Genomic DNA, 24,902 nt, shown 5'->3' on the forward strand with positions numbered 1-24,902 from the left:
GGACAGACGATGAAAGACGTATTCCGCCGGCTCGTCTCTGATTTCCTCTCCACCATCGTCTTCCTGGTAATCTATCTCGTGACCGACAACGTCATCCTCGCGACCGCAGTCGCGATCCTTGGCGCCATCGGCCAGGTGGTCTGGTCGCGGGTCAAGGGCCAGACGCTGGGCTACATGACCTGGGCGAGCCTCGGCCTCGTCATCGTGCTCGGTGGCGCAACGCTGCTCACCCACGATCCGCGCTTCGTGCTGGCGAAGCCCGCGATCGGGCATGTCGCGATCGGCATCATCATGCTCAAGCGCGGCTGGATGCTGCGTTATCTGCCGGCGATCGTGACCGAGACCATTCCGGAATACGTTACCGTCGCGGGCTACGCCTGGGCCGCGCTGATGTTTGCGCTCGCCGCGGGGACCGTTGCGGTTGCCATGACCGGCGACATGAAGCTGTGGGCCTTCTATATTTCGGTGGTCCTGATCGGCGCGAAGATCGTTGCGTTCGCGATCCAGTACGTGGCCTTCCGCCTGCTCATCGGCAGCCGTATTCGCGCAGCCCGCGCTTAAGGGCGCGTCAAAGAGAGCGTTAGGCACGTCCCCCGAGTTAGGCTATAGGCGTCCCTGGCTCACCTTGCGGATTGTCGCGAGGTGCCGGGAAAAAGTTGGGAGACACGAATGGCCGTGGACGGCAACTGGACTCTGACCATGACGACGCCCATGGGCGAGCGCAAGGCCACGCTGACCTTGCTGAACTCCGGCGGCACACTGACCGGAACGCAGGGCGCCGACGGCAATTCGGCCGAGATCTTCGACGGCACCATCAGCGGCGACGCCGTCAACTGGAAAGTCTCGATCACTAATCCGATGCCGCTGACGCTCGAGTTCATCGGAACGGTCTCTGGCGACAGCATGAGCGGCGAGATGGGCATCGGCCCGATGGGCAGTTTTCCGTTCACGGGTGCGCGCGCGTAGGCACGTTGCGAACCGTGCGCGTGCTCCGTCTCATCGCGGCAGCGATCCTGTGTGTCGCGACGCAAGCGGCGCGCGCGGATGACACCGAACCGGCGTGGCGCGCAAGCGCGCTCGCCATGGTGCCGGCGGGCTATGTCACCGGCACGGCCTACCGGACCGAAGGATCGACCGGCACCCTCGCCGTCTATCCGGCCTCGTCGAACGATCCGAAGACACCGGCAAGCGTGTTCGCTGCGCGCCAGGCCCTGCTCGTCACGCTGACGCCGGATGCGACGCGCGCGGTCTCGGCCGAGCTGAAGCCGCGCAGCGCGCCGGATCCTGACAACGACGATACCGATTTCGCAAAGCTCCACGCCGATCTCGCCGCCAGGCGCGCAACGCTGCCCGATGGGACCGAGCCGTGTGATCTCGGCGCCTGGTCTATCGACAAAGATCCTGATGGCCTCAACGTGCGCGCCGAGCCCTCGGCGAAAGCGCGCGTGCTCGGCACGCTGCCGCCGCCCTACCGGCTGAAGCTTGGCGGTGCCGAGAACACGCCCGACGGCGGCTGGCTCACCGAATTCCGCATCATCGGCTTCAAGGATGGCTGGTTTCTGATCGAAGGCGCAAAACCGCCGGGCAAGGACTACGAGGACGACAAGAGATATCCGCGCAGCGCGCCAAAACCCTATGCGGGGCGCGGCTGGGTCGCGTCCAACAAGGTCGGCGCATCCTACGCCAATGGCGCGACGCGCGTGGGCGGACTTTTCCAGGCGCCGTTCGTCGATGCCAAATGGATGCCGGCCCAGCGCGAGCTCGGCGGCCCAATCGACACCGACGGCGGCCCGAAGCGCATCTTTGCCTGTAGCGGGCTCTGGGGCCTCGTCGAGAGCCAGGACGGCGTCCGCGGCTGGTGGCGCTCGCTGTGCTCGAACCAGGTTACGAATTGCAGCTAACGGGCTGCGGTCATTGGCCACGGGGCCAAGGCGCTCAGGTCGTTGACCACAGCCGGCTTCACGAGCAGGATACAGCATACAACTAAAGATTTTTATTGATCTCAACACACTTGCAGCAGAAGGGGAATTTGCATGGTCTCCCTCCCCGCTCGCAATCGCATCCACCTGTTCCTGACCTCCGCCGTGGCCGCACTTGCCGGAGCAGCGCCGGCGAGTGCCGATGAGCTCGAGCCGCGGTCGCCGGCGTGGCAACTGAGCGAGCCGTTCAAGAAGAACGCGGATGCCCGCACCAACATCAGCGGAGCGGCGTGCGCGACCACATCCCCGCCCCTCAAATCCTGCCTCGTCGTCAACGACGAAAAGAAATACGCGCAGTTCTTTGCGATCGAAGGCACGACGATCAATCCCGGCAAGGTAATCCGCCTGCTGAGCGATCAGGCCAGCGGCGATCCGGATGCCGAGGGCACCGCTTACGATGACGGTTATTTCTACGTGGTCGGATCGCACGGCCGCAAACGTCATCATCCCGACGACAGCAATCCGACGAGCTATCACCTCTTTCGCTTTCCCGTCGACAAGCTCACTGGAGAGCCGCCCTTCCCGATCTCCGCGGACGAGGTGATCGGCGTCGAAGCATCTGTGACGCGCCTGCGCGGTGCAATCAAGGACGCACTGCCCGCGGATTACGACAAGCCCCTCGGCGACAACGGCGCCAACATCGAAGGCATCGCGGTCAAGGCGGACCTGATGTATCTTGGTTTCCGTGGTCCTTCCAAAGGCGGCAATGCCTATATTCTCACGGTCGACGCAAAGGCCGTCTTCACCGAGAACATGCCGCTCAAGGCCAAGCTCATCGACCCGCCGCTGCCGCTTGGTACAATGACCGGTATCAGGGACATCGCCGCCGTGTCAGGCGGCTTGCTGCTCTTGACCGGGCCGGTCAACGAACAGCAGATCTCGCCCGCCGTCGTCTTCTACGATACCAGCAGCGGCAAGCTTGGAACGACCCACACGCTCAGCGTCGCCGACAGCACCGCCAAGGCAGAGACCCTGCTGGTGCTCAGCGACATCAGCGGCGAGCCATGGCGCGTGCTCGTGATGTTCGATGGGCCCGAAAATGGCGCGCCGACGCAGTATGTGGTGCCGCGCTGAAGCGCACCATCAGCGGCGGACCGCCGTTCAACTGCGCGGAGCGCTAGCCCAAATTCAGCTCCTTGAAGAAGTCGTTCCCCTTGTCATCGATGATGATGAACGCCGGGAAGTCGACGACTTCGATGCGCCAGATCGCTTCCATGCCGAGCTCGGGATATTCGAGCACCTCGACCTTCTTGATGCAGTGCTCGGCGAGGTTCGCCGCCGCACCGCCGATCGAGCCGAGATAGAAGCCGCCGTACTTCTTGCAGGCCTCGCGCACGGCAGGCGCGCGGTTGCCCTTGGCCACCATCACCATCGAACCGCCTGCCGCCTGGAACTGGTCGACGAAGGAATCCATGCGACCCGCGGTGGTCGGGCCGAACGCGCCGGAGGCGTAGCCCTCGGGCGTCTTGGCGGGACCAGCGTAGTAGACCGGATGGTTCTTGAAATAGTCCGGCAGCGGCTCGCCCCTTTCGAGGCGCTCGCGCAGCTTGGCGTGCGCGCTATCGCGCGCGACGATCATGGTGCCGGTCATCGAGACCCGCGTCTTGGTCGGGTACTTCGAGAACGTCGCCAGGATGTCCTTCATCGGCTGGTTGAGGTCGATCTTGACGACCTCGCCGCCGAGCGACTGCTCGACCTGCGGCAGATATTGCGCCGGGTTGTGCTCGAGCTCCTCGAGATAGACGCCATCCCTGGTGATCTTGCCGAGCACTTGCCGGTCGGCCGAGCAGGACACGCCGAGCCCGATCGGCAGCGAGGCGCCGTGGCGCGGCATGCGGATCACGCGCACGTCGTGGCAGAAATACTTTCCACCGAACTGCGCGCCAACGCCGAGCGACTGCGTCATCTTGTGGATTTCCTTCTCCATCTCGACGTCGCGGAAGGCGTTGCCGTCGGGCGAGCCGTGGGTCGGCAGCGCGTCGAGATAGCGGGCGGAGGCGAGCTTCACCGTCTTCATGCACAGCTCGGCCGAGGTGCCGCCGATCACGATGGCGAGGTGATAGGGCGGGCAAGCCGCGGTGCCCAGCGTCAGGATCTTCTCCTTCAGGAAGGCTAGCAGCCGGTCCTTGGTCAGCACCGAGGGCGTGGCCTGGAACAGGAAGCTTTTATTGGCAGAGCCGCCGCCCTTCGCCATGAACATGAACTTGTAGGCGTCGTCGCCCTCGGCGTAGATCTCGCACTGCGCCGGCATGTTGTTGGCGGTGTTCTTCTCCTCGTACATCGACAAGGGCGCGACCTGCGAGTAGCGCAGATTGCGGCGCAGGTAAGCGTCGCGCGCGCCTTCCGACAGCGCCGCCTCGTCGTCACCGTCGGTGATGACGTTGCAGCCCTTCTTGCCCATGATGATCGCGGTGCCGGTGTCCTGGCACATCGGCAGCACGCCGCCGGCCGCGATGTTGGCGTTCTTCAGGAAGTCGAGCGCGACGAACTTGTCGTTCGGGCTCGCCTCGCCGTCCTCCAGGATTGCGCGGAGCTGCTTCAGATGGCCGGGGCGCAGATAGTGGTTGATGTCGCCGAAGGCCGCCTCCGACAGCGCCCGCAGCGCCTCGCGCGACACCACCAGCATGTCCTTCCCCAGGACCTTCTCGACCCTGACACCCTCAGCCGTGATCTTCTTGTAGGGCGTCTCGTCCTTGCCAAGCGGGAACAGCGGGGTGTGCTTGTAGGGCGGAACGGGTTTTGCGGGGTCGGGGAAGGCGGTGGGAGCGTTCATGGGCAAATCTCGGGGTTTTGGAGCCCTCGCGGGCCTCTAAGCGTAGAAGCGTTCTAAGCTTTTTTGCCGCGAATGGAAGGCGTTCTGGCGCGGCCGAGGCATCCCGATTCGGCGTCACGACGGCCCTTTTTGGTTGCCGTCGGCCGGACGCAAGGTGGCGACGACCGTCCCCGGCAGGCTCTGGGTGCACCCCTTGCGCTCGGCGCGCGACGAAGGTTGAATGCGCGGCCTAAGGGGCTTTTCATCATGATTTTCAAACTGAACGTCCGCGGCGCGATCCTGGTCGCCGCCGCCATCACCGGCCTTGTGACCCTCGCCTCGCCTGCCCGCGCGGATCGCTGCGATGACAGCGCCAAGGAGCTGACGAACCAGGTCGAGCGCCTCAAGGTGAATTTCCGGGCCGCCAACATCGTCTACCTCTCGCACCCCGCGGCCAAGGAGCTGTCCGTGGGTTGCCGCGGCGACAAATATTCCATCGAGCTCTATGCCAAGGGCGATCGCAAGCCGACACCGGAGTTCTTTTCACTGGTGGGGTCGATGGCGGCGATCGTCTTCACCGTCACGAAGGACGACACCACGACGGGCGCGACACGCTGCCTGAAGCGGATGGGACTGTTGCGCGGCGACAAGGTCGTCATGCGCTACCGCCGGCTCAACATGGAATGCACCCGTACCAAGACGGATGCGTCCATCGCGATCACGCGCGGCAAGGACGAGTAGACGGCACTCGCTCTTTCCACACGCTCCGTCATTGCGAGCGCAGCGAAGCAATCAGAGTCTTCCCGCGGCGGGATTCTGGATTGCTTCGCTGCGCTCGCAATGACGAGGAGAGAGCCGCGGTCCACTCAAATCGTGCACTCGCGGGACCAAGAACGGCATCCCACCGCACCAACTCCCTCGCATTTTAACGATTGGCTTGACGGAAGCTTCGCTCCTCGCAGCGCAAGGTCGATTGTTTCCATGTGTGAGGATTTGTGGATGAGCGTCTCTACCGTTGCGCCGCCGCCGATTGCGATCGTGGTGCCGAGCTACGACGCGACCAAGCAGCAGGACGACCAGAAGACCAAGGACAACGACCCGACCTACAAGCCGCCGCCGCCCGCGCCGCTGCCGCCGGGTCAGGGCACGCGGATCGATCAGCTCGCCTGATCAGGGCCGGTCAAAGATGAAACGCCCGATCCGGTCGATCGGGCTTTTCGCGTGTCCGGCCGCATCTTCGCCGGATAGCGGGACCAATATCGTGCGCGGCTGACCTGCGCATGATCGCAAAACTGCCGTTGCAGAACACGATCACCGCCGCGGCCATGGGCGCGCTGCTGTTCGCTTGCGCCGGAACGATGCACTGGCCTTCGGCCTGACTGTTCCCGCGCCACGTCCGTCCGGCCCGTTCCTCCCGGCATCTCGCTCAGCGCCCGCCAGGGCTGCGAGAGCGTCTTCAAGTGTGATCCGGCTCATCAAATTTCCACATCCGGCGTGCTCATCTGTGAGGCTGAACGAGCCCATCCATCCGTTCATGGACACGCCTATGGAACTGAATGAAAAGCTGCTCTCGCTGGTGACGGACATCTACGATGCAGCGCTCGACGATTCCCGATGGACGGCGACACTTGGCAGCATCGTCGACATGGCGGGCGGCCAGAGCGGTGGTCTGGTCTGGATCGGGGCAGCCGGCGAGGCCGTGATCTCGCATGCCGTCGGTGTCGAACCCGCCTATGTTCAGTCCTACATCGAAACCTACGAGCCATTCGATCCGTCGCGTAGCGTGCTCCACGCCGCGGTCGGCCAAATCCAGACGATCAGGGACTGGATCGACGTCGGCGAATTCCGGACGACCACGTTCTACAACGAATGGGCGCGGCCGCAGGGTCTCGAGGACGCCGCCAACATCCTGCTCGGCAAGTCTGCCGAGGGAATATCCCGTCTCTCGATCATGAAGGGCGGCGGGCCTGTCGATCGCAGGATGTATCAGACGATCTCTCACCTGACGCCGCACATGCAACGGGCCATGCTCGTCAGACAGAAGCTGCAGCAGCAGAATGCATTGGAGACGACGTCGGTCCGCACGCTCGACGCTCTGCGCACCGCCGTTCTGCTGCTCGATGCCGACGGTCATGTCACGCACGCCAATGTAAGCGCGCGAGAGATTTTGGACGAGGCCGACGTCCTTCGTTCGGTCCATGGCCGGCTCGTGACGTCGGACCTGAATGCCGATCGGATGCTGCGGCAGGCGCTGGCGGGCACGGCTCTCGGCGACCGGTCGATGATGAGTGCGAACATCTCGCTGCATCTGACGGCCCGCAACGGCTCGCATTATGTCGGGAATCTCCTGCCGCTCACCGCTGGACGCCGGCAAATGTTCGGGGCCGGCTATGAGGCCTGCGCCGTCCTGTTCGTCAGCAAGGCAGCGCTCGAGACGATCGTCGCGCCCGACCTCATCCGGAAGCTCTTCAAGCTGACGCCGGCCGAGCTGCGCGTCTTCCTGGCCATCGTCGAAATCGGCGGGGTTCCTGACGTGGCCAGAAGCATGGGCATCGCCGAAACGACGATCAAGACCCATCTCACCAGGATCTTCACGAAGACCGGAACCAAACGACAGGCGGATCTGGTTCGGCTCGTGGCGGCCTTTACATCGCCCATCAAGATCTGAAGCCAACCCTGTCGCACCGGCCGCATGTTTGCCCGAAGAATGCTATCAATGCGCCGGCGTGTGACGGAATCAGATCGAACATGATCGCAAAACTGCTGTTGCAGAACACGATCACCACCGCCGGCATGGGCGCGCTGCTGTTCGCTTGCGCCGGGACGATGCATTGGCCTTCGGCCTGGGTGTTCCTCGCCACCTGCGCCCTGCTCGGCCCGCTCTGCGGCTGGTGGCTTTATCGGGTCGATCCGGCGCTGCTCGCCGAACGTCTGCGGCCGGTCCTACAAAAGGACCAGCCTGCCGCCGACAAGGCCTTCATGATCGTCTTCGTCATTGCGATGCTGGCCTGGCTGGCCGCGATGGGGCTCGACCGGCGCACGCAGTCCTCCGACGTGCCGGTTGCGTTCCAGGCGCTCGGTCTCCTGCTGTTCGTCCTCTCGACGCTGTTCATCCTGTGGGTGTTCCGCGAGAACTCGTTCGCCGCGCCCGTGGTGAAGCTCCAGGCCGAACGCGCACAGCGCGTGGTCTCGACGGGGCCTTACGCGCATGTGCGCCATCCCATGTACAGCGGCATGATCCTGTTCTTCGCCGGCGTGCCGCTGCTGCTGGGCTCGTGGTGGGGCCTTGCGATAGCGCCGGTCATCGTCGTTTTGTTTGCTGTCCGCATCGGCATCGAGGAGCGCACGCTGCGCGAGGGCCTGCCGGGCTATTCCGACTATATGACGCGCGTGCGCTATCGCCTGCTGCCCGGCGTGTGGTGAGCCGCTATCCGGACCGGCTAATTGTCCAATTCCTTGTAGCGGCGGAAAATGCCTTGCTCGTTGAAGGGAATGCGGCGCTCACTTTCGAGATAGGCCTTGATGTTCGGCCGCGCGGCGACGCGGTCATGCAGGCCGACAAGGCCCGGGATATTTCCCTCGAACGCCTTCACGCGCTTGGGAAAGGCGTAGCGCAGCCCATCGACGATCTGGAACAGCGAGAGATCGACGTAAGTCAGCCTGCGGCCGGTGACATAGGCACCCCCATTGCCGGCGAGAAGCTCTTCGAAATAGCCGAGATATTTCGGCACGCGCTCGTCCCAAAACTCGGCCGTGCGCTTCTTCGCCGGCGCCTTCTGATCTTCATAGTACATCGAAGGCCCGAGCGGGTGATGGGTGTCGTGGATCTCGGTCACGAGGTCGGTGATGGTGAGCTGAAGCTGGTGCACCCAAAGCTTGCCCGCTTCCGTCTTCGGCGCGAGCCCATGACGGGCGCCGAGATAGAGCAGGATGTTGGCGGTCTGGCCGATGACGAGCTTGCCCGCTTTCAGGAACGGCGGCGCGAAGGGCGGCGTACCGCCATGCGCGTCCATCATCTTCATCATGGCGCTGGTGCCGCGCGCCCCCCGCGCGACGTCGACGTAAGCCGCCCCCGCCTCCTCCAGCGCCAGCCGCACATATTCGCCGCGGCCCTGGATCTCGGGCCAGTAATAGAGCTCGTATTTCATGGGAGGGGTCCGTGAGCGTGGAAGTGGTCGGACCAATGTAACATGCGGCCGAAGGTTCCGTGAGAGCGAGACGGAACGGCGGCACCACATACCCCGTCATTGCGAGCGCAAGCGAAGCAATCCAGAATCTTTCCGCGGAGACAGTCTGGATTGCTTCGCTACGCTCGCAATGTCGCGGGGAGAGAGCTGCGCGCCCTAACTCAATTCGCCGCGAAACAAAACAGCAGGCCGTCGCCGCCGGTGCTCTTCAGATCGGCCTGCGAGCAGCCGCCGTCAGGACCGCGCGAGGGGTGAGAGCTGTTCCAAGACTTTGACGGCTCGTCGTCGCGCAGGCCCTTACGATCGGCATGGCCGACGACCGCCGCGCCCTGCGTGCTCGACGTCCAATTCCTGCAGGTCTTGTCGTCGCCCGCGGCAAAAGCGGTGCCGTCCGGTTGCGATCCCGTGAGGATATCGTGCCGGTTCGGCGTGTCGCCGGCGCCGTTGATGACCTCGCCCTTCTCGCTGAGCGCTGTCTGCTTGGTGAGGTTATTGGCCGCGCCGTGCAGGTCGGCAACGTCCTTGGCAATCACCGCACCCTTGGCATTCTGCCACGGTCCCTTGCCAATGCGGTCCTTGGCATTGACGGCGGGCTTGCCGTCAGCGGCCTGCGTCGAGAGATAGGCGCGCCAGGTCTTGCCGCCGGCGCCGCCGGCCTGCGCCAGCTTCTGGCACTGCGCATCGGCTCCCTCCAGGCCGCCGAGATCGGCTCCCTTGCCCGGCCCGCTCGAAGTCACAAAGAAGGTCATGTCGGCTGACTGCGCCCACACCGATGGACTTGCGAAGACCGCGAGCGCAACGCCTGCTGGCACGATGACCCTGGCAAGAATGCTCATCCTATCCTCCCGATTGTTCCTGCGATTGCGCCTCGCTGGACGGTCTTTGATCCGCTGACATGAACCCGTCACGACAGACATTATTCCAGCGGCCATCCGCCGCACGCGCATCACCTCGAGCGGCGGCGCTCGACCGGTCGCCCCGAGGACCATGTCGATTAATTGCTTCCAGAGACCGTAGCGCCGGGCGAGCATACCAACGTGGGGCCGATCCTCAAGAGATCGCCCGGGAGGGGACGCGGGAGTCAGCTGCGGGGCCGTTCAGGGCGGCATCCGCGATCACATCGGGGCTGCCGCCGGGCGCGGCGCGAGGGGAGATCGTCATGCACTGGAACACCGTCCGCCCAATCGCGGCAATTGCCGGCTATGCCGCGCTTTGCTGCCTTGCCATCAGTCCGGACTCCGCCTCGGCCGCGGAATTGCTCAAAGCCCGGCTTGCGCAAAACCTCGGACCGATCTCCGGCCTTGCGATCGTTGCCAAATCGAAGGGGATTTTCGAAAAGAACGGACTGGACGTCACCGTCTCGAACTTCACGTCCGGCAAGCAGTGCCTGGACACCGTGATCGGGGGCGGCGCCGACATCGCGACGACGGCGGAGGCGCCGGTCACCGCTTCGGCGATGGCAAACCAGCCCATCGCCTTCGTCGCCGGCATGGAATATTCCGACCTCAAGACGGTCGTCGCGGCCAAGGCCGGCGTCAAGACCAAGGCAGATCTTCGCGGCAAGCGAATCGGATTCACTGCCGGCACCGGCAGCGAGGTCTACACGGCGACTTTGCTGAAGTCGGCGGGATTGACTCCCAAGGATGTCACCCTCGTCAACCTGCGGCCGCAGGAGATGCTACCGGCACTTGCAGCAGGAAGCATCGACGCGATCGACACTTGGGAACCCCACATCGCCAACGCCAAGAAGGCCCTCAGCGAAGCCGTCGCTGAGCTCGATACAACGGGCACTTACTCCGAGACGTTCAACATCGTTGTCATGAGGACCTATCTGGATGCCAACCCTGCGCTGGTTGAGAAGTTCATCGCCTCACTGATCGACGCCGAGGTCTGGATGAAAGCACACCCGGATGAAGCGATCACGGTCGTGGCGGACGCGGTCGGCATGAAGCGGGACGACCTCGCTCCGATCTGGGCCGACTATGTTTACCGGGTGCGTCTCGACGACCGGCTGATTGAGATTCTCAAGACCCACTCCGTATGGCGCCTCGAGAGCGGCAACCATCCTCCGGGAGCGGTGATGCCCGACTTCAGCAAGGTCGTCGTCGCCGAGCCGCTGAAGAAGGTCGACCCCGCACGCGTCACGCTCTCGTGGAAATAGGCACCCGCACAGCCATGCAGGACGGCACTTCAGCAGGACAAGAAATTGCTCTCCGCACCGACGGTCGCGGTCGGCGGCCGGATTCAGCTCGTCTTCGCCGCCTCAATATTCTGGTCGGGGCGCTTTCGCTTCCCCTGTTCGTCGGCCTCTGGGAACTGGTCTCCCGTTCCGGGGCCGTCAACATGGTGCTGTTTCCGCCGCCGACGGTGGTTGCTGCGGCCGTCCTTGAGTGGATACGAAGCGGACAGTTCCTTGGCGATCTGCTGGCCAGCCTCTTTCGCGTCACCACGGGGTTCATCGTGGGCGGCGCGCTCGGCATCCTGCTCGGTATCCTCACCGGCCAATTCCCTGTTATTTCGAGCTTGCTGTCCCCGCTATTCCACATCCTGCGGCCAATTCCGCCGATTGCTTTCGTGCCGATCGTTATCCTCTGGTTCGGCCTGTCGGAGGCGGGAAAACTGTTCCTCGTCGTATGGGGCGTGTTCTTCACGGTTTGGCTTTCGACCCACATCGGCGTGCAGAAGGTCGACCGCGGCCTGATTCGGGCGGCGCTGATGCTCGGCACGCCCCGGCGGCAGATGCTCCAGGAGATCGTGCTGCTGGGCGCGCTTCCCTACATCGTGGTCGGGTTGCGCACCGCCGTCAGCATCTCCTTTTACACGCTTGTCGCGGCCGAACTTGCAGGCGCTTTCGCCGGCATCGTCTACAGGATCGAGATTGCGCAGCAGAATTTGCAAACGGGCCAGGTCATGGGCGGGCTCGCAGCGCTCGGGTTGATTTCGTTCACTGCCGACCGGCTGTTTTCGGCTCTTGCGGAACGTACTGTCTGGTGGCGTTGATGTCTGGAGCTCGATCGACCATGAAACTGGCTCTGGCAAGTTCGCCAGCCTCCGTCGAATCGGCGCGGAAACAACCGGCCATTCAAGTCTCAGACCTGAGCATCGTTTTTGACACCCGCCGCGGGCAGACCATCGCGGTGGATCGCGTTTCCTTCGACGTGGCACCTGGCGAGTTCGTTTGCATCGTCGGGCCCTCCGGCTGCGGCAAGTCGACGGTGCTCAATACGATCGCCGGACTGGAGGTGCCGTTTGAAGGCGACATCCTGGTAGAGGGCTCGCGTGTCTACAGCCCGCGACCCGATGTCGGCATGGTGTTCCAGCAGCCGCATCTTTTCCCCTGGAAGTCTGTCCGCAGGAACATCGCCCACGGCCCCAGGATGCTTGGGAAGTCCAGGACGGAAGCGAATGCCATCGCCGACGATCTGATCGCGATGGTCGGTCTCAAGCGTTTCGCCGACGCATATCCGAACACGCTGTCCGGGGGCATGCAACAGCGCGTGGCGATCGCGCGAGCGTTGGCCAATCAGCCCCGCGTGCTGCTGATGGACGAGCCCTTCGGGGCCCTCGATGCGCAGACCCGGGCGGTGATGCAAGACAATCTGCTGGAGCTGCGCGACCGGATCAAGGCGACGATCGTGTTCGTCACGCATGACATAGATGAGGCCATCGTGCTGGCCGACCGTGTTCTCATCATGAGCGCGGGACCCGGCCGCATCCTGCGCGAAGTCGCGGTCAAGCTGCCGCGCCCGCGGTCGAGCTCTGTCATGGTCGAGCCAACCTATCTTTCCCTCAAGAAGGATTGTCTCGACGTCATCCGCGCAGAAGGGTTGCGGGCGTTCAATCAGTCGGACGCGAGCTGATCCCCCAGAACTTGGAAATCGCGAAGCAGCCCGCAGCGCGCTGGCATGGTTCTTGAATAATCGATGCCGGGTCTCACCGTGGAGCCGGCGATGCACAGGGCGAATAGCGCGATAGCGGCAGGCGTGATGCTGGCCGAGTCGGACAATCTCGTCAGACCGCTGCCCGGCTTGCTGGATGGTCTCAACCGGGCTGATTGCAATCGGCTGCGCGCGATCGGACGCGAGAAGGCCCTGGAAGCCGGCCAACTGGTTTGGTCTCAGGGCGACACACAGGCTGGGATCTACCTGATCAGCGAGGGACGCATACGCAGCTACTATGCGGCGCCGTCGGGGCGCGAGGTCACGCTCGCCTACTGGTTTCCCGGCAACTTCGTCGGCGGCCCCGATATATTCGGAACGGGCCCGCACATGTGGTCATCGGTTGCGGCCGAACCCAGCCTGTTGACGTTCATGCCGGGACTGGCGCTGCGGCGGCTTGCGCTGGAATCGCCGGCGATCGCCGTCGCCTTGCTGGATGCCCTGGCATTCAAGGCGCGATGCTATTCGGCGATGGCCCAGATGCTCGGGACGCGCTCGGTGACCGAGCGGCTGCATAGCCTGTTGATCTTCCTGTCGCATGTCTACGGCGTGAAGCGCGACGGCGAGGTTGTCATCGGGATGCCGTTTACCCACGGCGATCTCGCCAATCTCATCGGATCCACCCGCCAATGGGTGACAGTACAGCTCGCGCGGCTCCAGGAGGAAGGCGTGATCAGGTACGACAGATCCGTGATTTCGATCCTGGATCTTTCGACGCTCGAGCAAGAGATGGAATGAATTCCGACCTTCAGCCGCCAGACTTCAATTCGAACGCCGCTCGGCCTGCACTGGCCTCGAACCGCCGCGCCAGTCCGATCAGCGCGCGATCATGCCAGGCCGGCGCCAGCAGGGTCACGCCCATGGGCATGCCGTTCGACAATGTCGCGTTCGGGACCGCCACGCCGCAGAGATCGAGCAGATTGGCAAAGTACGAGTAGTAGCCGAGGCGATTGTTGAGGGTGATCGGATCGCGATCCATCTCCTCCAGCGTGAACGGCCGCGGTGCGGTCGGGACCACCAGCGCATCGATACCCGCAAAGATCGCCTCGGCGTCGCGGCGAAGCCGGTGCAGCCGGTGAATGGCACCAAATGTGTCGATCGCTGAATAGCCGGCGGCCGAGCCCAGCACGGTCCTCGTGACATCAAGCAGGGAGCCAGAATCGATGTCCATAAGCGAAGCGATGGCCGAGTGCCGCTCCGCGACCCAGGGTCCGCTGAACATCAACTCCCCGGCCTGGCGGAACGGCGCGAAGTCCACCTCGATCGCCGTTCCCCCGATCTGCGTGAAACGCTCGCAGGCGCGCTCATAGAGCTCGCCGCATTCCGGCATGCCGAAGCATTCGAGATCGGCGGCCGCAATGCGGCCGAACCGGAACGATGGCACCGCCCCGCTGGCGAAAGAAAAGGCCCTGGGCAGGCGGCTGTAGGGATCCTCGAAATCGAACCCTTCGATAATTTCGAGGATCGCCTCGCCGTCGCTGACGGTGTTGCAGAACACCGAAACGCAATCGATCGTCGGGCAATTCGGCACCAGCCCGCGTGATGACACCAGCCCAACGGTCGGCTTGATTCCGACGATGTTGTTGAAGCCGGCAGGTATGCGGCCGGACCCGCCGGTATCGGTGCCGAGCGCGAACGCGACGTGCCCGGCCGCGACGGCGACCGCGGACCCGGAACTGGAGCCCCCCGCAATATAGCGCGCATCGGCAACCGACGCGCAGGGGCCATAGGGCGAACGCGCGCCGGACAGGCCTGTGGCGAACTGATCGAGATTGGTCTTTCCGAGGCAAATTGCGCCGGCCGCGGTGAGGCGTTCGACACTGTGCGCGGAATGCCAGGGCGTGTAGCTGAACGCGGGGCATGCGGCAGTGGTCGGCATTCCCTCGACATCGATATTGTCCTTCACACCAAAGGGAATGCCGAGCAGCGGAAGATTTTCGCCCGTCCGCGCGCGCGCCACGAGCTTCCGGCATGCTTCGAGCGCCTCCTCCCGCGGGCGGAGATAGATCCAGCAATTGCGGTCGCGCTCGGCCTCGATCCGGTCATACGCCGCTTCGATCGCCTCCAGCGGCGGGGACGAATTCCTGGCAATGGTTTCGTGATTTGTCCTGGAGCGCGCGACAGACTGGCTCACCGAATATCTCCCTCTCTAACCGACAGGCGCGAAATTGCGGGAGCTCTGCGCGGGCAACAAGCAATTAAGTGCTTCGCGCAAAATGGTCGGCCGTATCAGGATATAAGCGGCTCAAAGAAAAAGGGCGCCGTGCCGAAGCACGACGCCCTTGTCTTTAATCTGCGTACGATCAGTTGGTCTGCTGGATCGCCGACAATTCCCAGCCGCTGCCCGGACGGCGGGCAAAGGTCCAGATCTCGGTGGCCTCGCCCGGCTGCTCGCTGCCGGCGACAACCGTACCGCTGTTGCGGTCTAGCGTCTTGTCGGTGAGGGCGAAGCGCAGCGCCACCGTGGCGTATTCGGTCTCGCCTTCGCGCCAGGCTTCCGCGAGGTCGCCCTGCAACAGCTTGACGTTGGTCACCTTGTTGACGACGTTGCGCGCGCGGTTCTGGCCGAGGTCCTGCTCGAAATAGGAGACCATTTCCGGCGTCGCGAGCGTGTGCAGCTTGGCCACGTCCTCGTTCGACCAGGCGGCCTGGACATCGCCGAGCAGGCGCTCGAACGCCTCATAGTCATCCGGCTTGATCTCGAGCGGCGCGTTGTTGGCGCCGCCGAAGCCGAAGCCGCCGAGACCACCGCCAAGTCCACCACCGCCGCTACCGCCACCGAGGCCGCTGCGATAGTTCGGCTGGGGTCCCTGACCGCTGCCTGCATCAGCATTGGCATAGGCCGCCTGCTGCGAGTGGCGGCGCTGCCACCAGGACATCGCCAGCCGCACCACCAACACCACGAGCGCGATCTGGATGATCAGGCCAATGATTGACGACAGGCCGCCGAGGCCACCGAACAGGCCGCCGCCGAACAGCATGCCGAGCAGGCCTGCGCCGAGGAAGCCGGCCGCAAGGCCGCCCATGAAGCCGCCGGCGCGGCCGAACAGGCCGCCACGCGCGGGTGCGGCGGCAGCCGAATTCATGCCGGCACCCGGCTGGGTATAGGTGCGGTTGAACTGCGAGGTCGAGCCCGGCGCGGTCGTGGTCGACGGCGGCGCCGAATAGGTGCGCGAACCGCGCGAACCCGACGACATGCCACCACCGACGCGGGCGTCGGCGGACGAAATCACCAGCGCAGTCGGCAGCGCAAGCGCCAGCATGACGGCGAGGGTCTTGAAGAGAGTGCGGGAGCGTTGCGAGAAAGTCATGTGCGTTTCCCAAATCCCCGGCATGGGGACGTGCTTCTAAGATGGGCAGACTTCCCGAAAAGTGAAGCCGGTTTCGGAACTTATGGCTGCGGCCCTCAGTCGCGGGGATGTGGCAAAAGCCCATATTTGGCGAGGGTTTGGCCGGGGAGCCGGAGGAACCGCGGTCGCGGGTTACCGGCGGGTTTACGACAGGAATGCCGCTTTTTCCTCGTCATTTCCAGGAACTCTCGCAAATCGACAGTGGTGGTCGCCCTCACCCCGCCTTTGCCATGGTCTCCTTCACGGCCGCCACGAGCTGGCTGAGCGTGAACGGCTTTGGCAGGAAGTCGAATTGCTGGCCTTCGGGCAGGCTCTTCTCGAAGGCGTCCTCGGCGTAGCCGGAGACGAAGATGAACTTGATGTCGGGATTCTTCTCGCGCATCGCCTTCAGCAGCGTCGGGCCGTCCATCTCAGGCATGACGACGTCGGAGACGACGAGATCGATCGCACCGCTCTGCTCCTCCAGGACCTCCATGGCCTCGACGCCGTTCTCGGCCTCGACCACGGTGTAGCCGCGCGAGCGCAGGCCGCGTGCGTTCAGCGCGCGCAGGCCCTCTTCGTCCTCGACGAGAAGGATGGTGCCCTGTCCGGTGAGATCGGTCCGCGGCTTGGCCTCCGCCGCCGCAGGTGCGGTCTCCTTCGCGGCGCCATTGGCCGCGCCGACCACCGCTGCGGGCTGCTCCTGCACCTCCGGCTCGGCGTGATGGCGCGGCAGGAAGATATGGAACGAAGTCCCCTGCCCCGGTTCCGAGTCGACGTAAATGAAGCCGCCAGTCTGCTTGACGATGCCGTAGACGGTGGAGAGCCCGAGGCCGGTGCCCTTGCCCACTTCCTTGGTCGAGAAGAACGGCTCGAAGATCTTGTCACGGATATCGGCGGGGATGCCTGTGCCGGTGTCGGCGACCTCGATCCGTACATAGTCCGCGGCCGGCATGCCCTTGTAGGCGAGCTTGGCCGCTTCTTCCGCGGTGACGTTGGCGGTGCGGATGATCAGCTTACCGCCGTCGGGCATGGCGTCGCGCGCGTTCACCGCGAGGTTGACGATCACCTGCTCGAACTGGGAGACGTCGACCTTCACCGGCCAGAGATCGCGGCCGTGGATGGTCTCGTGCTTGACCTTCTCGCCGATCAGCCGGCGCAGCAGCATGGCGAGATCGGACAGCGCATCGCCGAGGTCGAGCACCTGCGGCCGCAACGTCTGCCGCCGCGAGAACGCCAGCAACTGCCGCACCAGCGTCGCCGCGCGCGTCGCGTTCTGCTTGATCTGCATGATGTCCTGGAACGACGGATCGGTCGGCTTGTGCGCGTTCAGCAGGAAGTCGTTCGCCATCATGATGGCGGAGAGCACGTTGTTGAAGTCGTGGGCGATGCCGCCGGCGAGCTGGCCGACCGTCTCCATCTTCTGCGACTGGTTGATCTGGTTCTCCAGCGCGCGCCGCTCGGTGGTCTCGAGCATGTGCACGATGGCGGCTTCGGCCTCGTTCTCGGCCGCATCCACCGGCGTGACGAAGAACTGGCCCCAGCGCTCCTTGGTTCCCTCGAGCGCCACCTCGACCGGCGCGACGTCGGCCTGGCCCTCCGCGGCCTGGTTGATGGCCGTGATCAAAAGTTGCCGGTCGCGCGAATTGACCGCGCGGAAGATCGACTTGCTGGCGCTGTCGAGCCCGAGCGCCTGCCCGAGCTTGGCGTAGCGCGCGTTGGCGCGCACGACGTTGCCGCCGCGGTCGACGGTCGCGATCGCCATCGGCGTATGGTCGAAGAAGCGCATGAAGCGCACTTCGGCGGCGCGGTCGGGATCGCTGCGCTCGTCGCGGGCGCGGCTGATGACGAGCGTGCGCGACGGCCCCGGCGCGCCGTCGGCGCCGAAGGCGAGCTTGTGATAGAGCCGCACCGGCATGGTCTTGCCGGTGCGCATGCGCAAGTCGATGTCGAAGACTTCCGTCTTCACCTCGCCCGGCACCGCCACGATCGCGGTGAGCAGCGAGGCGCCGTCGCCGGAGACGATGTCGGTGAGCTTCAGCCCGCCCGAGCCGATCTCGGCAAGATCGTAGTCGAGCCAGTTCGCCAGTGTCGCGTTGACATAGGCAAGCTCGCCGGCCGGATTGACCGAGAAGAAGCCGCAGGGCGCGTGATCGAGATATTCGATCGCGTGCTGGAGTTCCTGGAACACGTCCTCCTGGCGCTCGCGGTCGCGGGTGATGTCGGAGATCGACCACACCGCGTATTTCGCCTCGCGCTTCCCGGTGCCGAGCGGGCGTACCCGCATGCGCAGCCAGCGGCCCTGGCTGCCGTCATGGCCTGAGATGCGCACCTCTTCCTGCTGCCGTTTTCCTTCGCGCGCGGCCTTCAGCAGGCGGAACACGGCTTCGGAGACGTCGGGGTTGCCGATGAAGACGCGTTCCACGGGCCGCACCTCCTGCGGTCCGCTGGCGCCGGTGAGCGTCAGATAAGCGGCGTTGGAATAGACCACGTGGCCGCGGGGATCGGTCACGGCCAGGCCGTCGAAGGCGTGGTCGGCAATGCGCCCCATCACGGGATCGTCGAGACTGCGGTCGACGAAGCGGATGATGCCGGCGGCGAAGGCGAACAGGTTGAACAGGCCGACCATCGCCAGCACGGCGAGGATGCCGAGGATATAGGGCTGCGCCTGCGCGCGCCCGAGCGTCATCAGCCCGACGGCGACGGCGACGAGGCCGGCGGCCACGAGCAGCACCAGCGCAATGCTGCCCGAGCGCGGCGACGGCTCGTGCGCCGCAACGGGCTCGCGTGTGAGGTCGTGGTCGGTCTCGGCAGTCATTTCAAGCTGGCACAGCCTGTCGGCAGAGAATCAACGCGCTACGGGGCGCGTGGGGTCCTCCCTGCCTGAATCGGACCCGCAGGCGCAAGGGTAGCAAGGGCGAAAGGTACGCTGATTCCCAGATTACGGCCATTTCCGGTACTTTTCGGGCATTTTATCCGCGTCCGGCGCCGAATCCCTGCTTCAGCCGCATGACGTAACCGATGACCTCGGCGACCGCATGGTAATGCTCGGTCGGGATTTCCTGGTCGATTTCGACGGTGGCGTAGAGCGCGCGGGCGAGCGGCACGTTCTCGACGATCGGGATGTCGTGCTCGCGCGCGATCTCCCGGATCTTGAAGGCGAGGTTGTCGACGCCCTTGGCGACGCAGATCGGCGCAGACATGCCGCGCTCGTAGGACAGCGCGATCGAATAGTGGGTCGGGTTGGTGATGATCACGGAGGCCTTGGGAACCGCCGCCATCATGCGCTTCTTGGAGCGCTGCTGGCGCAATTGCCGGAGCTTGCCCTTGATGTGCGGGTCGCCTTCGGACTGCTTGAACTCTTCCTTGATCTCCTGGAGCGACATCTTCTGTCGCTGGAACCAGCTGCGATACTGGAAGAAATAGTCGCCAATGGCGATGATCGCGAGCGCCGCGACCACTGCGCCGAGCAGATGAATGGTCAGGCTGGTGCTGGCGCCCAGCATGGCGGCCGGATCGAGCCTGACCATCGCCTCCATGCGATGACGCTCCGGCCACAGGACCACGGTCATGACCGCGCCGAGCACGATCAGCTTGCCGAGCCCCTTGAGGAAGTTCGCGGCCGCCTGCTTGCCGAAGATGCGCTTGAGGCCCTCGGCCGGCGACAGTTTGCTGAATTTGGGTTTCAGGGATTCGGCCGACCAGACCAGGCGATGCTGGAGCACGTTGCCGGCAATCGCCGCCAGCACCAGCATCAGCAGGGGCACGCCGATCGCCGCGAGCACGGCGACCTCGATCTGCTGCATCAGCGCGAGCAGAGCCCTGCCGTCGGTCTTGATCATCCAGGAATTGGCGAGCAGGTTGCGCATCGGCGTCACCAGCCCGCTGCCCACCGAGCCCGAGAAGGTGGAGACCACGAGCGTGCCGCCCGCGATCATGAACCAGGTGTTGATCTCCTGGCTCTTGGCGACGTCGCCGCGTTCGAGCGCCTCTTCGAGACGCTTTTGTGTCGGGTCTTCTGTTTGACTGTCGGGATCGTTGTCGTCTGCCATCGATCACCTATTTGAGCGGCATCATCTGGTGCATGACACCGATGAAATAGTCGAGATACGTGCCCATCATCGCGGTGAGCACCACGGCGAGCACCAGGAAGCCCACGAAGATCGACAGCGGCACGCCCACGAAATAGACCTGCATCTGCGGCATCAGCCGCGCCAGCACGCCGAGCCCGATGTTGAAGACGAGGCCGAACACCAGAAATGGCCCGGAAAGTTGCAAGCCCAGGCTGAACGCGGCGGCAAAGGCGCGCGTTGCCAGTGAAGCGACGTCGCCGCTCGATACGGTCTCGCCGGGCGCGAAGATCGTGTAGCTGTCGTTCAGAGCGGCGATCACCAGATGATGGCTGTCGGTGGCAAACAGCAGCGTCACCCCGAGCATTGTCAGGAAATTGCCGACCAGCACGCCCTGCTGTCCCTGTGTCGGATCGACCGAAGTGACGAAGCCGAGCCCCATCTGCTGCGCAATCACGGCGCCCGCGACCTGAAGCGCCGACAACGTCACGCGCGCGGTCGCCCCCAGCACGATGCCGATCACGATCTCATGCAGCATCATGACCAGCAGCGGCGCGATCGAGCCCATGTCGACGTGGTAGGCGTTGCGATGCAGCGGCAGGATGATCAGCGTGAGCAGCAGCGCGATCGCCAGCTTGATCCGCGTCGGAATGTTGGTCTCGCCCAGCCCCGGCAACAGCATCACCATCGCACCGACCCGGGCGAAGGCGAGCATGAAGGAAGCGGCGAGCGCCGGCAGCAGCGAGACGTCGATGCGCATGACGGGCGCATTGTGCCTCAGCCGCCGATGATTCGCGACGAGATCCGCATCATGTGGGAATGGAGTGCGTCGGCCATGAACGGCAGCGCCAGCAGCATCGTGGCGAAGATGGCCAGGATCTTCGGCACGTAGATCAACGTCTGCTCCTGGATCTGCGTCAGCGCCTGGAACAGCGACACGACGACGCCGACCACGAGGCCGACCACCATCAGCGGCGACGACACGATCACGATGGTCCAGATCGCATCACGCGCGACGTCGAGGGTTTCAGGTCCGGTCATGTGCTTTTTCTCACTGTGAGTTGTTCGTCATTCCGGGGCTCGCGAAGCGAGAGCCCGGAATCCATACTCCCGATCGTGGTTATGGATTCCGGGCTCGCGACGTTGTCGCGCCCCGGAATGACAGGACCGATCAGATCGGCATCTTCATGATGTCTTCATATGCCGCGATCACGCGGTCGCGGACCGAGACCAGCGTGGACACCGCGACGTCGGTGTCGGCGACCGCCGTCACCACGTCCATTACGTTGGCCTTGCCGGCGGCCATCGCCACGGTTTGGGCGTCGGACTTGCGGCCGGACTCCATGACGCTGCCGACAGCGTCTTTCAGGAGCGACGCGAAGGACTGCCCGCTCGCTTCGCTGCCCTTGCCGGCGCCGCTGTTCTCCAGCACGCGGGCGAGGTTGGCATAAGCATTGGCTGCGATTGTCGGTGATGCCATGGCTTAATTGTCCTGTTCAGCTCTTGAGGATGTCGAGCGTGCGCTGGATCATCCGGCGCGTCGCACTGATGATGTTGAGATTGGCCTCGTAGGACCGTTGCGCGTCGCGCATGTCGGTCATCTCGACCACCGAGTTCACGTTTGGATATTTGACGTTGCCGGTCGCATCGGCGGCCGGATTGTTCGGCTCGAATTTGGTGCGGAAGTTCGACTGGTCCGGCTTGATCCTGCCGAGGGTGACGACCTGCGCGTCGAGCGTGCGGTCGAGCGCGGAGGAGAAGGTCGGCACCTTGCGCCGGTAGGGATCGCCGCCTGATGTCTGCGAGGTCGAATCCGCGTTCGCGATGTTTTCGGAGATCACCCGCATGCGCCCGGCCTGCGCGCGCAGGCCGGAGGTCGCGATCGCCATCGAGCGGGCAAAGTCGCTGCTGTCATTCGCCATGATGCGCTTCCCTTAGCTCTTGAGCATGATCTCCGCGCAAACGTGTTCCGCGTTTGTCGCGAGGGAAAACCGCCCGCTCACTTTTCCGGACCATGCTCTAGCCCTTGCCGATCGCGGTCTTGAGCAGATGCAGGCTCTTGGAATAGAGCGAGGTCGCCGCCGCGTAGTCCATCTGGTTGCTGGCGGCCTTCATCATCTCCTCTTCGAGATTGACGGCGTTGCCCGCGGGACGGGTCTCGAAACCCGCATTCCTGTTCTGGTCAAAGCCCGAGGCCGCGCCGGATGGCGCCATGTGGGAGCCGCTGGTGCGGGTCAGCGCCAGGGGGCCCATCGAGCCGGTGACGGCGCCTGATTTGTCGAGCTTCGGCTCGACCAGGTCGCGTGGCCGGAATTTGGGCGTGTCGGAATTGGAGACGTTCTCGGACAGGACGCGCTGGCGTTCCTGGTGCCACTGCATCTTGGTGCGAAGCGCCGACAGCACCGGGAGGTCGTTGATGGACATCGTTGCGGCTCCTTCCGCCTCTCGGACCAAAGGCCCGAAGCTAGGCAGAATTTGCCGCGTGTATGGTTAACAGGTGGTTAAAGATGGCGTCGATGCATGTCCCTTGATGGAACACCATTTTGCGCCCCCCGTGATTCTACGCATCCAAAAGCGGCATTAACCCAACCGTTTGGCGGGCCATGCACAGGCCAAGAAGTCGTTTTGGATCGAGCGATTCATAGGTTATTAAGAGCTGGGGACGGCAAAACTTGCCGTGGGACGTTAAGAAATCGCAGTTTGGGGCATCCCACGCCGATGGTTGGCGCGTCTGACCATGGGCACGAGAAAAGCGCCATTTGTCGGGGACAAGTATGCAAGGCAGCCCAATCACCTTCATCGTGGCGTTCATCGTCGTTCTGGCGTTGATCGGCGTCGCCGCATGGTTGGTTCGCCGATTCGCCAGCAGCCGGCTCGGTGCCAACACCCAGCGCGGCCGGATGCCCCGGCTTGCCGTGATCGATGCCGCCGCGGTCGATGGCCGGCGCCGCCTGGTGCTGGTCCGGCGTGACAATGTCGAGCATCTCCTGATGATTGGCGGTCCCACCGACATCGTCGTCGAGCCAAATATCGTGCGCGCCGCGCCCGGCCGCGACCAGCTTCCGCAGCGTTCCAATGCCGCCGAGCCGCCGCGCCTTGCCCCGATGCCCGATACCAGCAGCTGGACCGACGAAGCTCCGCGGCCCGAACTGCTCGATCATCCCGAACCGCAAATGCCCGAGCCGCCGCGGCCGCGTCCCTCCTTCGCCGACGAGGTCCGCCGGCCCGCTCCCGCACTGGCCGAGCGTCGCAACGAACCGCCACTGGCCGGCTTTCCGCCTGAGCCGATCCTGCCGCCGCGCCCCGAGCGCGAGTCACGCCCCGAGCCGGTTCCGCCGCGCATCGCCCGCAACGAGCCTCCGCTGATGCCACGTCCCCCGCGGCAGACCGAGCCGGTGAAAGTGCCCCCGGTGCGGGCCGAGCGCGCGGCCGCGCCACCGCCTCCCCCGCCCGTGCCGCAGGCTCCGCCCGTTCCGCCGCCGGCCCCCGCTCCTGCCGCGCCCTCGAACGCCGAGCAGAATCTCGCCGAGATGGCGCAGCGTCTCGAAGCCGCACTGCGCCGCCCCGCCGGCGAGACGGTCGCGCCTCCGGTTGCGCCCGAGCCGCCCGCGCCGCCGCCGCCCCGCGCCGCGCGCAGCGAGCCGCCGGCACCCCCGGCTCCGCCCGCAAAGCCGGCCGCGGAGAAGACCAGCTTTGAAAATCTCGAAGACGAGATGGCCTCGCTGCTCGGCCGTCCGAAGCCGTCTTCGTGAGGCTGCCGGCCCTCCCGCGTAGAGTTGTTTTTCTTTCTGTTCTGATCGCCGCGGCTTCGCTCGCGATGCCTGCGCATGCGCAGGACATCAGCATCAATCTCGGCGGTCAGGGGGGCGGCGTCACCGAGCGCGCGATCCAGCTCATCGCGCTGCTCACGGTGCTGTCGATCGCGCCGTCGATCCTGATCATGATGACGTCATTCACGCGCATCGTGGTCGTCTTGTCGCTGCTGCGCACCGCGATGGGCACGGCGACCGCGCCGCCGAACTCGGTGATCATCGCGCTCGCGATGTTCCTCACCTTCTTCGTGATGGGACCTGTCCTGCAGAAGTCCTACGACGAGGGCATCCGCCCGCTCGTCGCCAACCAGCTTGGCGTCGAGGACGCACTCCAGCGCGCTTCCATCCCCTTGCGCGGCTTCATGCAGAAGAACGTGCGCGAGAAGGACCTCAAGCTGTTCCTGGATCTCTCCGGGGAGCCGCCGCCGGCCACGCCGGATGACCTCGCCCTGCGCATCCTCGTCCCCGCCTTCATGATCTCCGAGTTGAAGCGCGCCTTCGAGATCGGCTTCCTGCTGTTTCTCCCCTTCCTGATCATCGACCTCGTCGTCGCCTCCGTGCTGATGTCGATGGGCATGATGATGCTGCCGCCCGCAACGATCTCGCTACCGTTCAAGCTGATCTTCTTCGTGCTGGTCGATGGCTGGTCGCTGGTGGCGGGAAGCCTGGTGCAGAGTTACGGGAGCGGATAACTGCGGCTCCATCCGCCGTCATGCCCCGGCTTGCCGCCTTCGCTGAAGCTTCGGCGGCCGGGCGAGCTTGTGGCCCGGCGTAGCCTTGGCGGAGCCGGGACCGAGGCATCCAGTACGCCGCGGCCTTTCGATTTCATCACTGC

General features: G+C 64.6%; 26 protein-coding genes. 14 read left to right on the forward strand and 12 right to left on the reverse strand.

Going from position 1 to position 24,902, the window contains the following annotated elements:
- The first annotated feature begins 9 nt into the window (after window positions 1-9).
- The 4 genes from AB7245_RS29530 to AB7245_RS29545 all read left to right on the forward strand — a co-directional run bounded on the left by AB7245_RS29530 (window position 10) and on the right by AB7245_RS29545 (window position 3,053).
- The gene (locus AB7245_RS29530) at window positions 10-561 is read left to right on the forward strand and encodes an inner membrane-spanning protein YciB (RefSeq protein ID WP_085404236.1); all 552 of its coding nucleotides are present in this window, start codon (window positions 10-12) and stop codon (window positions 559-561) included.
- A 108-nt stretch (window positions 562-669) separates the two neighbouring features.
- A complete protein-coding gene (locus AB7245_RS29535) occupies window positions 670-966 on the forward strand; it encodes a hypothetical protein (protein ID WP_071912259.1) in 297 nt (98 codons plus the stop codon).
- A gap of 14 nt (window positions 967-980) precedes the next feature.
- The gene (locus AB7245_RS29540) at window positions 981-1,901 is read left to right on the forward strand and encodes an SH3 domain-containing protein (protein WP_354126303.1); all 921 of its coding nucleotides are present in this window, start codon (window positions 981-983) and stop codon (window positions 1,899-1,901) included.
- A gap of 132 nt (window positions 1,902-2,033) precedes the next feature.
- Entirely contained in the window at window positions 2,034-3,053 is a 1,020-nt protein-coding gene (locus AB7245_RS29545) for a DUF3616 domain-containing protein (RefSeq protein WP_354126302.1), read from the forward strand.
- A gap of 43 nt (window positions 3,054-3,096) precedes the next feature.
- On the opposite strand, the gene AB7245_RS29550 is transcribed toward AB7245_RS29545, so the two are convergent.
- Complete coding sequence (locus AB7245_RS29550) at window positions 3,097-4,752, reverse strand: fumarate hydratase (protein ID WP_135214610.1); 1,656 nt, start codon at window positions 4,750-4,752, stop codon at window positions 3,097-3,099.
- Window positions 4,753-4,998: 246 nt separating this feature from the next.
- Here AB7245_RS29550 and AB7245_RS29555 point away from each other — a divergent pair, with 246 nt between their 5' ends.
- The 4 genes from AB7245_RS29555 to AB7245_RS29570 all read left to right on the forward strand — a co-directional run bounded on the left by AB7245_RS29555 (window position 4,999) and on the right by AB7245_RS29570 (window position 8,154).
- Window positions 4,999-5,472, forward strand: coding sequence for a hypothetical protein (locus tag AB7245_RS29555; protein ID WP_071912253.1), 474 nt, complete (start codon window positions 4,999-5,001; stop codon window positions 5,470-5,472).
- Window positions 5,473-5,730: 258 nt separating this feature from the next.
- Entirely contained in the window at window positions 5,731-5,901 is a 171-nt protein-coding gene (locus tag AB7245_RS29560; RefSeq protein WP_166090739.1) for a hypothetical protein, read from the forward strand.
- A 376-nt stretch (window positions 5,902-6,277) separates the two neighbouring features.
- On the forward strand, window positions 6,278-7,399 hold the full coding sequence (locus AB7245_RS29565; RefSeq protein WP_135214608.1) for a helix-turn-helix transcriptional regulator: 1,122 nt from the start codon (window positions 6,278-6,280) through the stop codon (window positions 7,397-7,399).
- A gap of 80 nt (window positions 7,400-7,479) precedes the next feature.
- Complete coding sequence (locus AB7245_RS29570) at window positions 7,480-8,154, forward strand: methyltransferase family protein (protein ID WP_135214607.1); 675 nt, start codon at window positions 7,480-7,482, stop codon at window positions 8,152-8,154.
- A gap of 17 nt (window positions 8,155-8,171) precedes the next feature.
- Here AB7245_RS29570 and AB7245_RS29575 read toward each other — a convergent pair whose 3' ends face one another.
- Together AB7245_RS29575 and AB7245_RS29580 are read right to left on the reverse strand one after the other, a co-directional pair.
- On the reverse strand, window positions 8,172-8,879 hold the full coding sequence (locus tag AB7245_RS29575; protein ID WP_439035197.1) for a glutathione S-transferase: 708 nt from the start codon (window positions 8,877-8,879) through the stop codon (window positions 8,172-8,174).
- Between the two features lie 200 nt (window positions 8,880-9,079).
- On the reverse strand, window positions 9,080-9,754 hold the full coding sequence (locus tag AB7245_RS29580) for a lectin (protein ID WP_439035198.1): 675 nt from the start codon (window positions 9,752-9,754) through the stop codon (window positions 9,080-9,082).
- A gap of 323 nt (window positions 9,755-10,077) precedes the next feature.
- On the opposite strand from AB7245_RS29580, the gene AB7245_RS29585 reads away from it, so the two are divergent.
- The 4 genes from AB7245_RS29585 (at window position 10,078) to AB7245_RS29600 (ending at window position 13,594) form a co-directional block, all read left to right on the forward strand.
- Window positions 10,078-11,079 carry an NrtA/SsuA/CpmA family ABC transporter substrate-binding protein gene (locus tag AB7245_RS29585; RefSeq protein WP_439035199.1) on the forward strand — a complete coding sequence of 334 codons (1,002 nt, stop codon included), beginning with the start codon at window positions 10,078-10,080 and terminating at the stop codon, window positions 11,077-11,079.
- Between the two features lie 14 nt (window positions 11,080-11,093).
- Window positions 11,094-11,918, forward strand: coding sequence for an ABC transporter permease (locus AB7245_RS29590; RefSeq protein WP_439035200.1), 825 nt, complete (start codon window positions 11,094-11,096; stop codon window positions 11,916-11,918).
- A gap of 20 nt (window positions 11,919-11,938) precedes the next feature.
- A complete protein-coding gene (locus AB7245_RS29595) occupies window positions 11,939-12,778 on the forward strand; it encodes an ABC transporter ATP-binding protein (RefSeq protein WP_439035201.1) in 840 nt (279 codons plus the stop codon).
- A 90-nt stretch (window positions 12,779-12,868) separates the two neighbouring features.
- On the forward strand, window positions 12,869-13,594 hold the full coding sequence (locus AB7245_RS29600; RefSeq protein WP_063986244.1) for a Crp/Fnr family transcriptional regulator: 726 nt from the start codon (window positions 12,869-12,871) through the stop codon (window positions 13,592-13,594).
- Between the two features lie 10 nt (window positions 13,595-13,604).
- Here AB7245_RS29600 and atzF read toward each other — a convergent pair whose 3' ends face one another.
- From atzF to flgB, 9 genes are all read right to left on the reverse strand, one after another.
- Window positions 13,605-14,990, reverse strand: a complete 1,386-nt coding sequence (gene atzF, locus AB7245_RS29605; RefSeq protein ID WP_439035202.1) for an allophanate hydrolase — start codon at window positions 14,988-14,990, stop codon at window positions 13,605-13,607.
- A gap of 169 nt (window positions 14,991-15,159) precedes the next feature.
- Window positions 15,160-16,191, reverse strand: a complete 1,032-nt coding sequence (locus AB7245_RS29610) for a Tim44 domain-containing protein (RefSeq protein ID WP_208087689.1) — start codon at window positions 16,189-16,191, stop codon at window positions 15,160-15,162.
- Window positions 16,192-16,420: 229 nt separating this feature from the next.
- Window positions 16,421-19,003 carry a cell cycle histidine kinase CckA gene (gene cckA / locus AB7245_RS29615; RefSeq protein ID WP_439035203.1) on the reverse strand — a complete coding sequence of 861 codons (2,583 nt, stop codon included), beginning with the start codon at window positions 19,001-19,003 and terminating at the stop codon, window positions 16,421-16,423.
- Window positions 19,004-19,157: 154 nt separating this feature from the next.
- Window positions 19,158-20,237 (reverse strand): flagellar biosynthesis protein FlhB, encoded by a 1,080-nt coding sequence (flhB, locus tag AB7245_RS29620; protein WP_063982289.1) that lies wholly within the window; start codon window positions 20,235-20,237, stop codon window positions 19,158-19,160.
- Window positions 20,238-20,244: 7 nt separating this feature from the next.
- Window positions 20,245-21,015: a flagellar biosynthetic protein FliR gene (gene fliR / locus AB7245_RS29625; protein ID WP_028148497.1), complete on the reverse strand. Its 771-nt coding sequence runs from the start codon at window positions 21,013-21,015 to the stop codon at window positions 20,245-20,247.
- A gap of 17 nt (window positions 21,016-21,032) precedes the next feature.
- The gene (gene fliQ, locus AB7245_RS29630; protein ID WP_014494021.1) at window positions 21,033-21,296 is read right to left on the reverse strand and encodes a flagellar biosynthesis protein FliQ; all 264 of its coding nucleotides are present in this window, start codon (window positions 21,294-21,296) and stop codon (window positions 21,033-21,035) included.
- A 130-nt stretch (window positions 21,297-21,426) separates the two neighbouring features.
- Complete coding sequence (gene fliE, locus AB7245_RS29635) at window positions 21,427-21,735, reverse strand: flagellar hook-basal body complex protein FliE (RefSeq protein WP_008142413.1); 309 nt, start codon at window positions 21,733-21,735, stop codon at window positions 21,427-21,429.
- Window positions 21,736-21,751: 16 nt separating this feature from the next.
- On the reverse strand, window positions 21,752-22,177 hold the full coding sequence (flgC, locus tag AB7245_RS29640) for a flagellar basal body rod protein FlgC (protein WP_028158335.1): 426 nt from the start codon (window positions 22,175-22,177) through the stop codon (window positions 21,752-21,754).
- Window positions 22,178-22,274: 97 nt separating this feature from the next.
- On the reverse strand, window positions 22,275-22,679 hold the full coding sequence (flgB, locus tag AB7245_RS29645) for a flagellar basal body rod protein FlgB (RefSeq protein WP_208070577.1): 405 nt from the start codon (window positions 22,677-22,679) through the stop codon (window positions 22,275-22,277).
- 350 nt (window positions 22,680-23,029) lie between these two features.
- Between flgB and AB7245_RS29650 the strand changes: the two genes are divergently transcribed.
- Both AB7245_RS29650 and fliP read left to right on the forward strand, forming a co-directional pair.
- Entirely contained in the window at window positions 23,030-24,007 is a 978-nt protein-coding gene (locus AB7245_RS29650) for a flagellar biosynthetic protein FliO (RefSeq protein WP_354134558.1), read from the forward strand.
- A complete protein-coding gene (gene fliP, locus AB7245_RS29655) occupies window positions 24,004-24,759 on the forward strand; it encodes a flagellar type III secretion system pore protein FliP (protein WP_439035204.1) in 756 nt (251 codons plus the stop codon). The genes AB7245_RS29650 and fliP overlap by 4 nt, the downstream gene beginning before the upstream one ends.
- Window positions 24,760-24,902 lie beyond the last annotated feature (143 nt).

Origin of the sequence: Bradyrhizobium sp. 604_D8_N2_3, assembly GCF_051810765.1 — a bacterium.
GTDB lineage: Bacteria > Pseudomonadota > Alphaproteobacteria > Rhizobiales > Xanthobacteraceae > Bradyrhizobium > Bradyrhizobium barranii.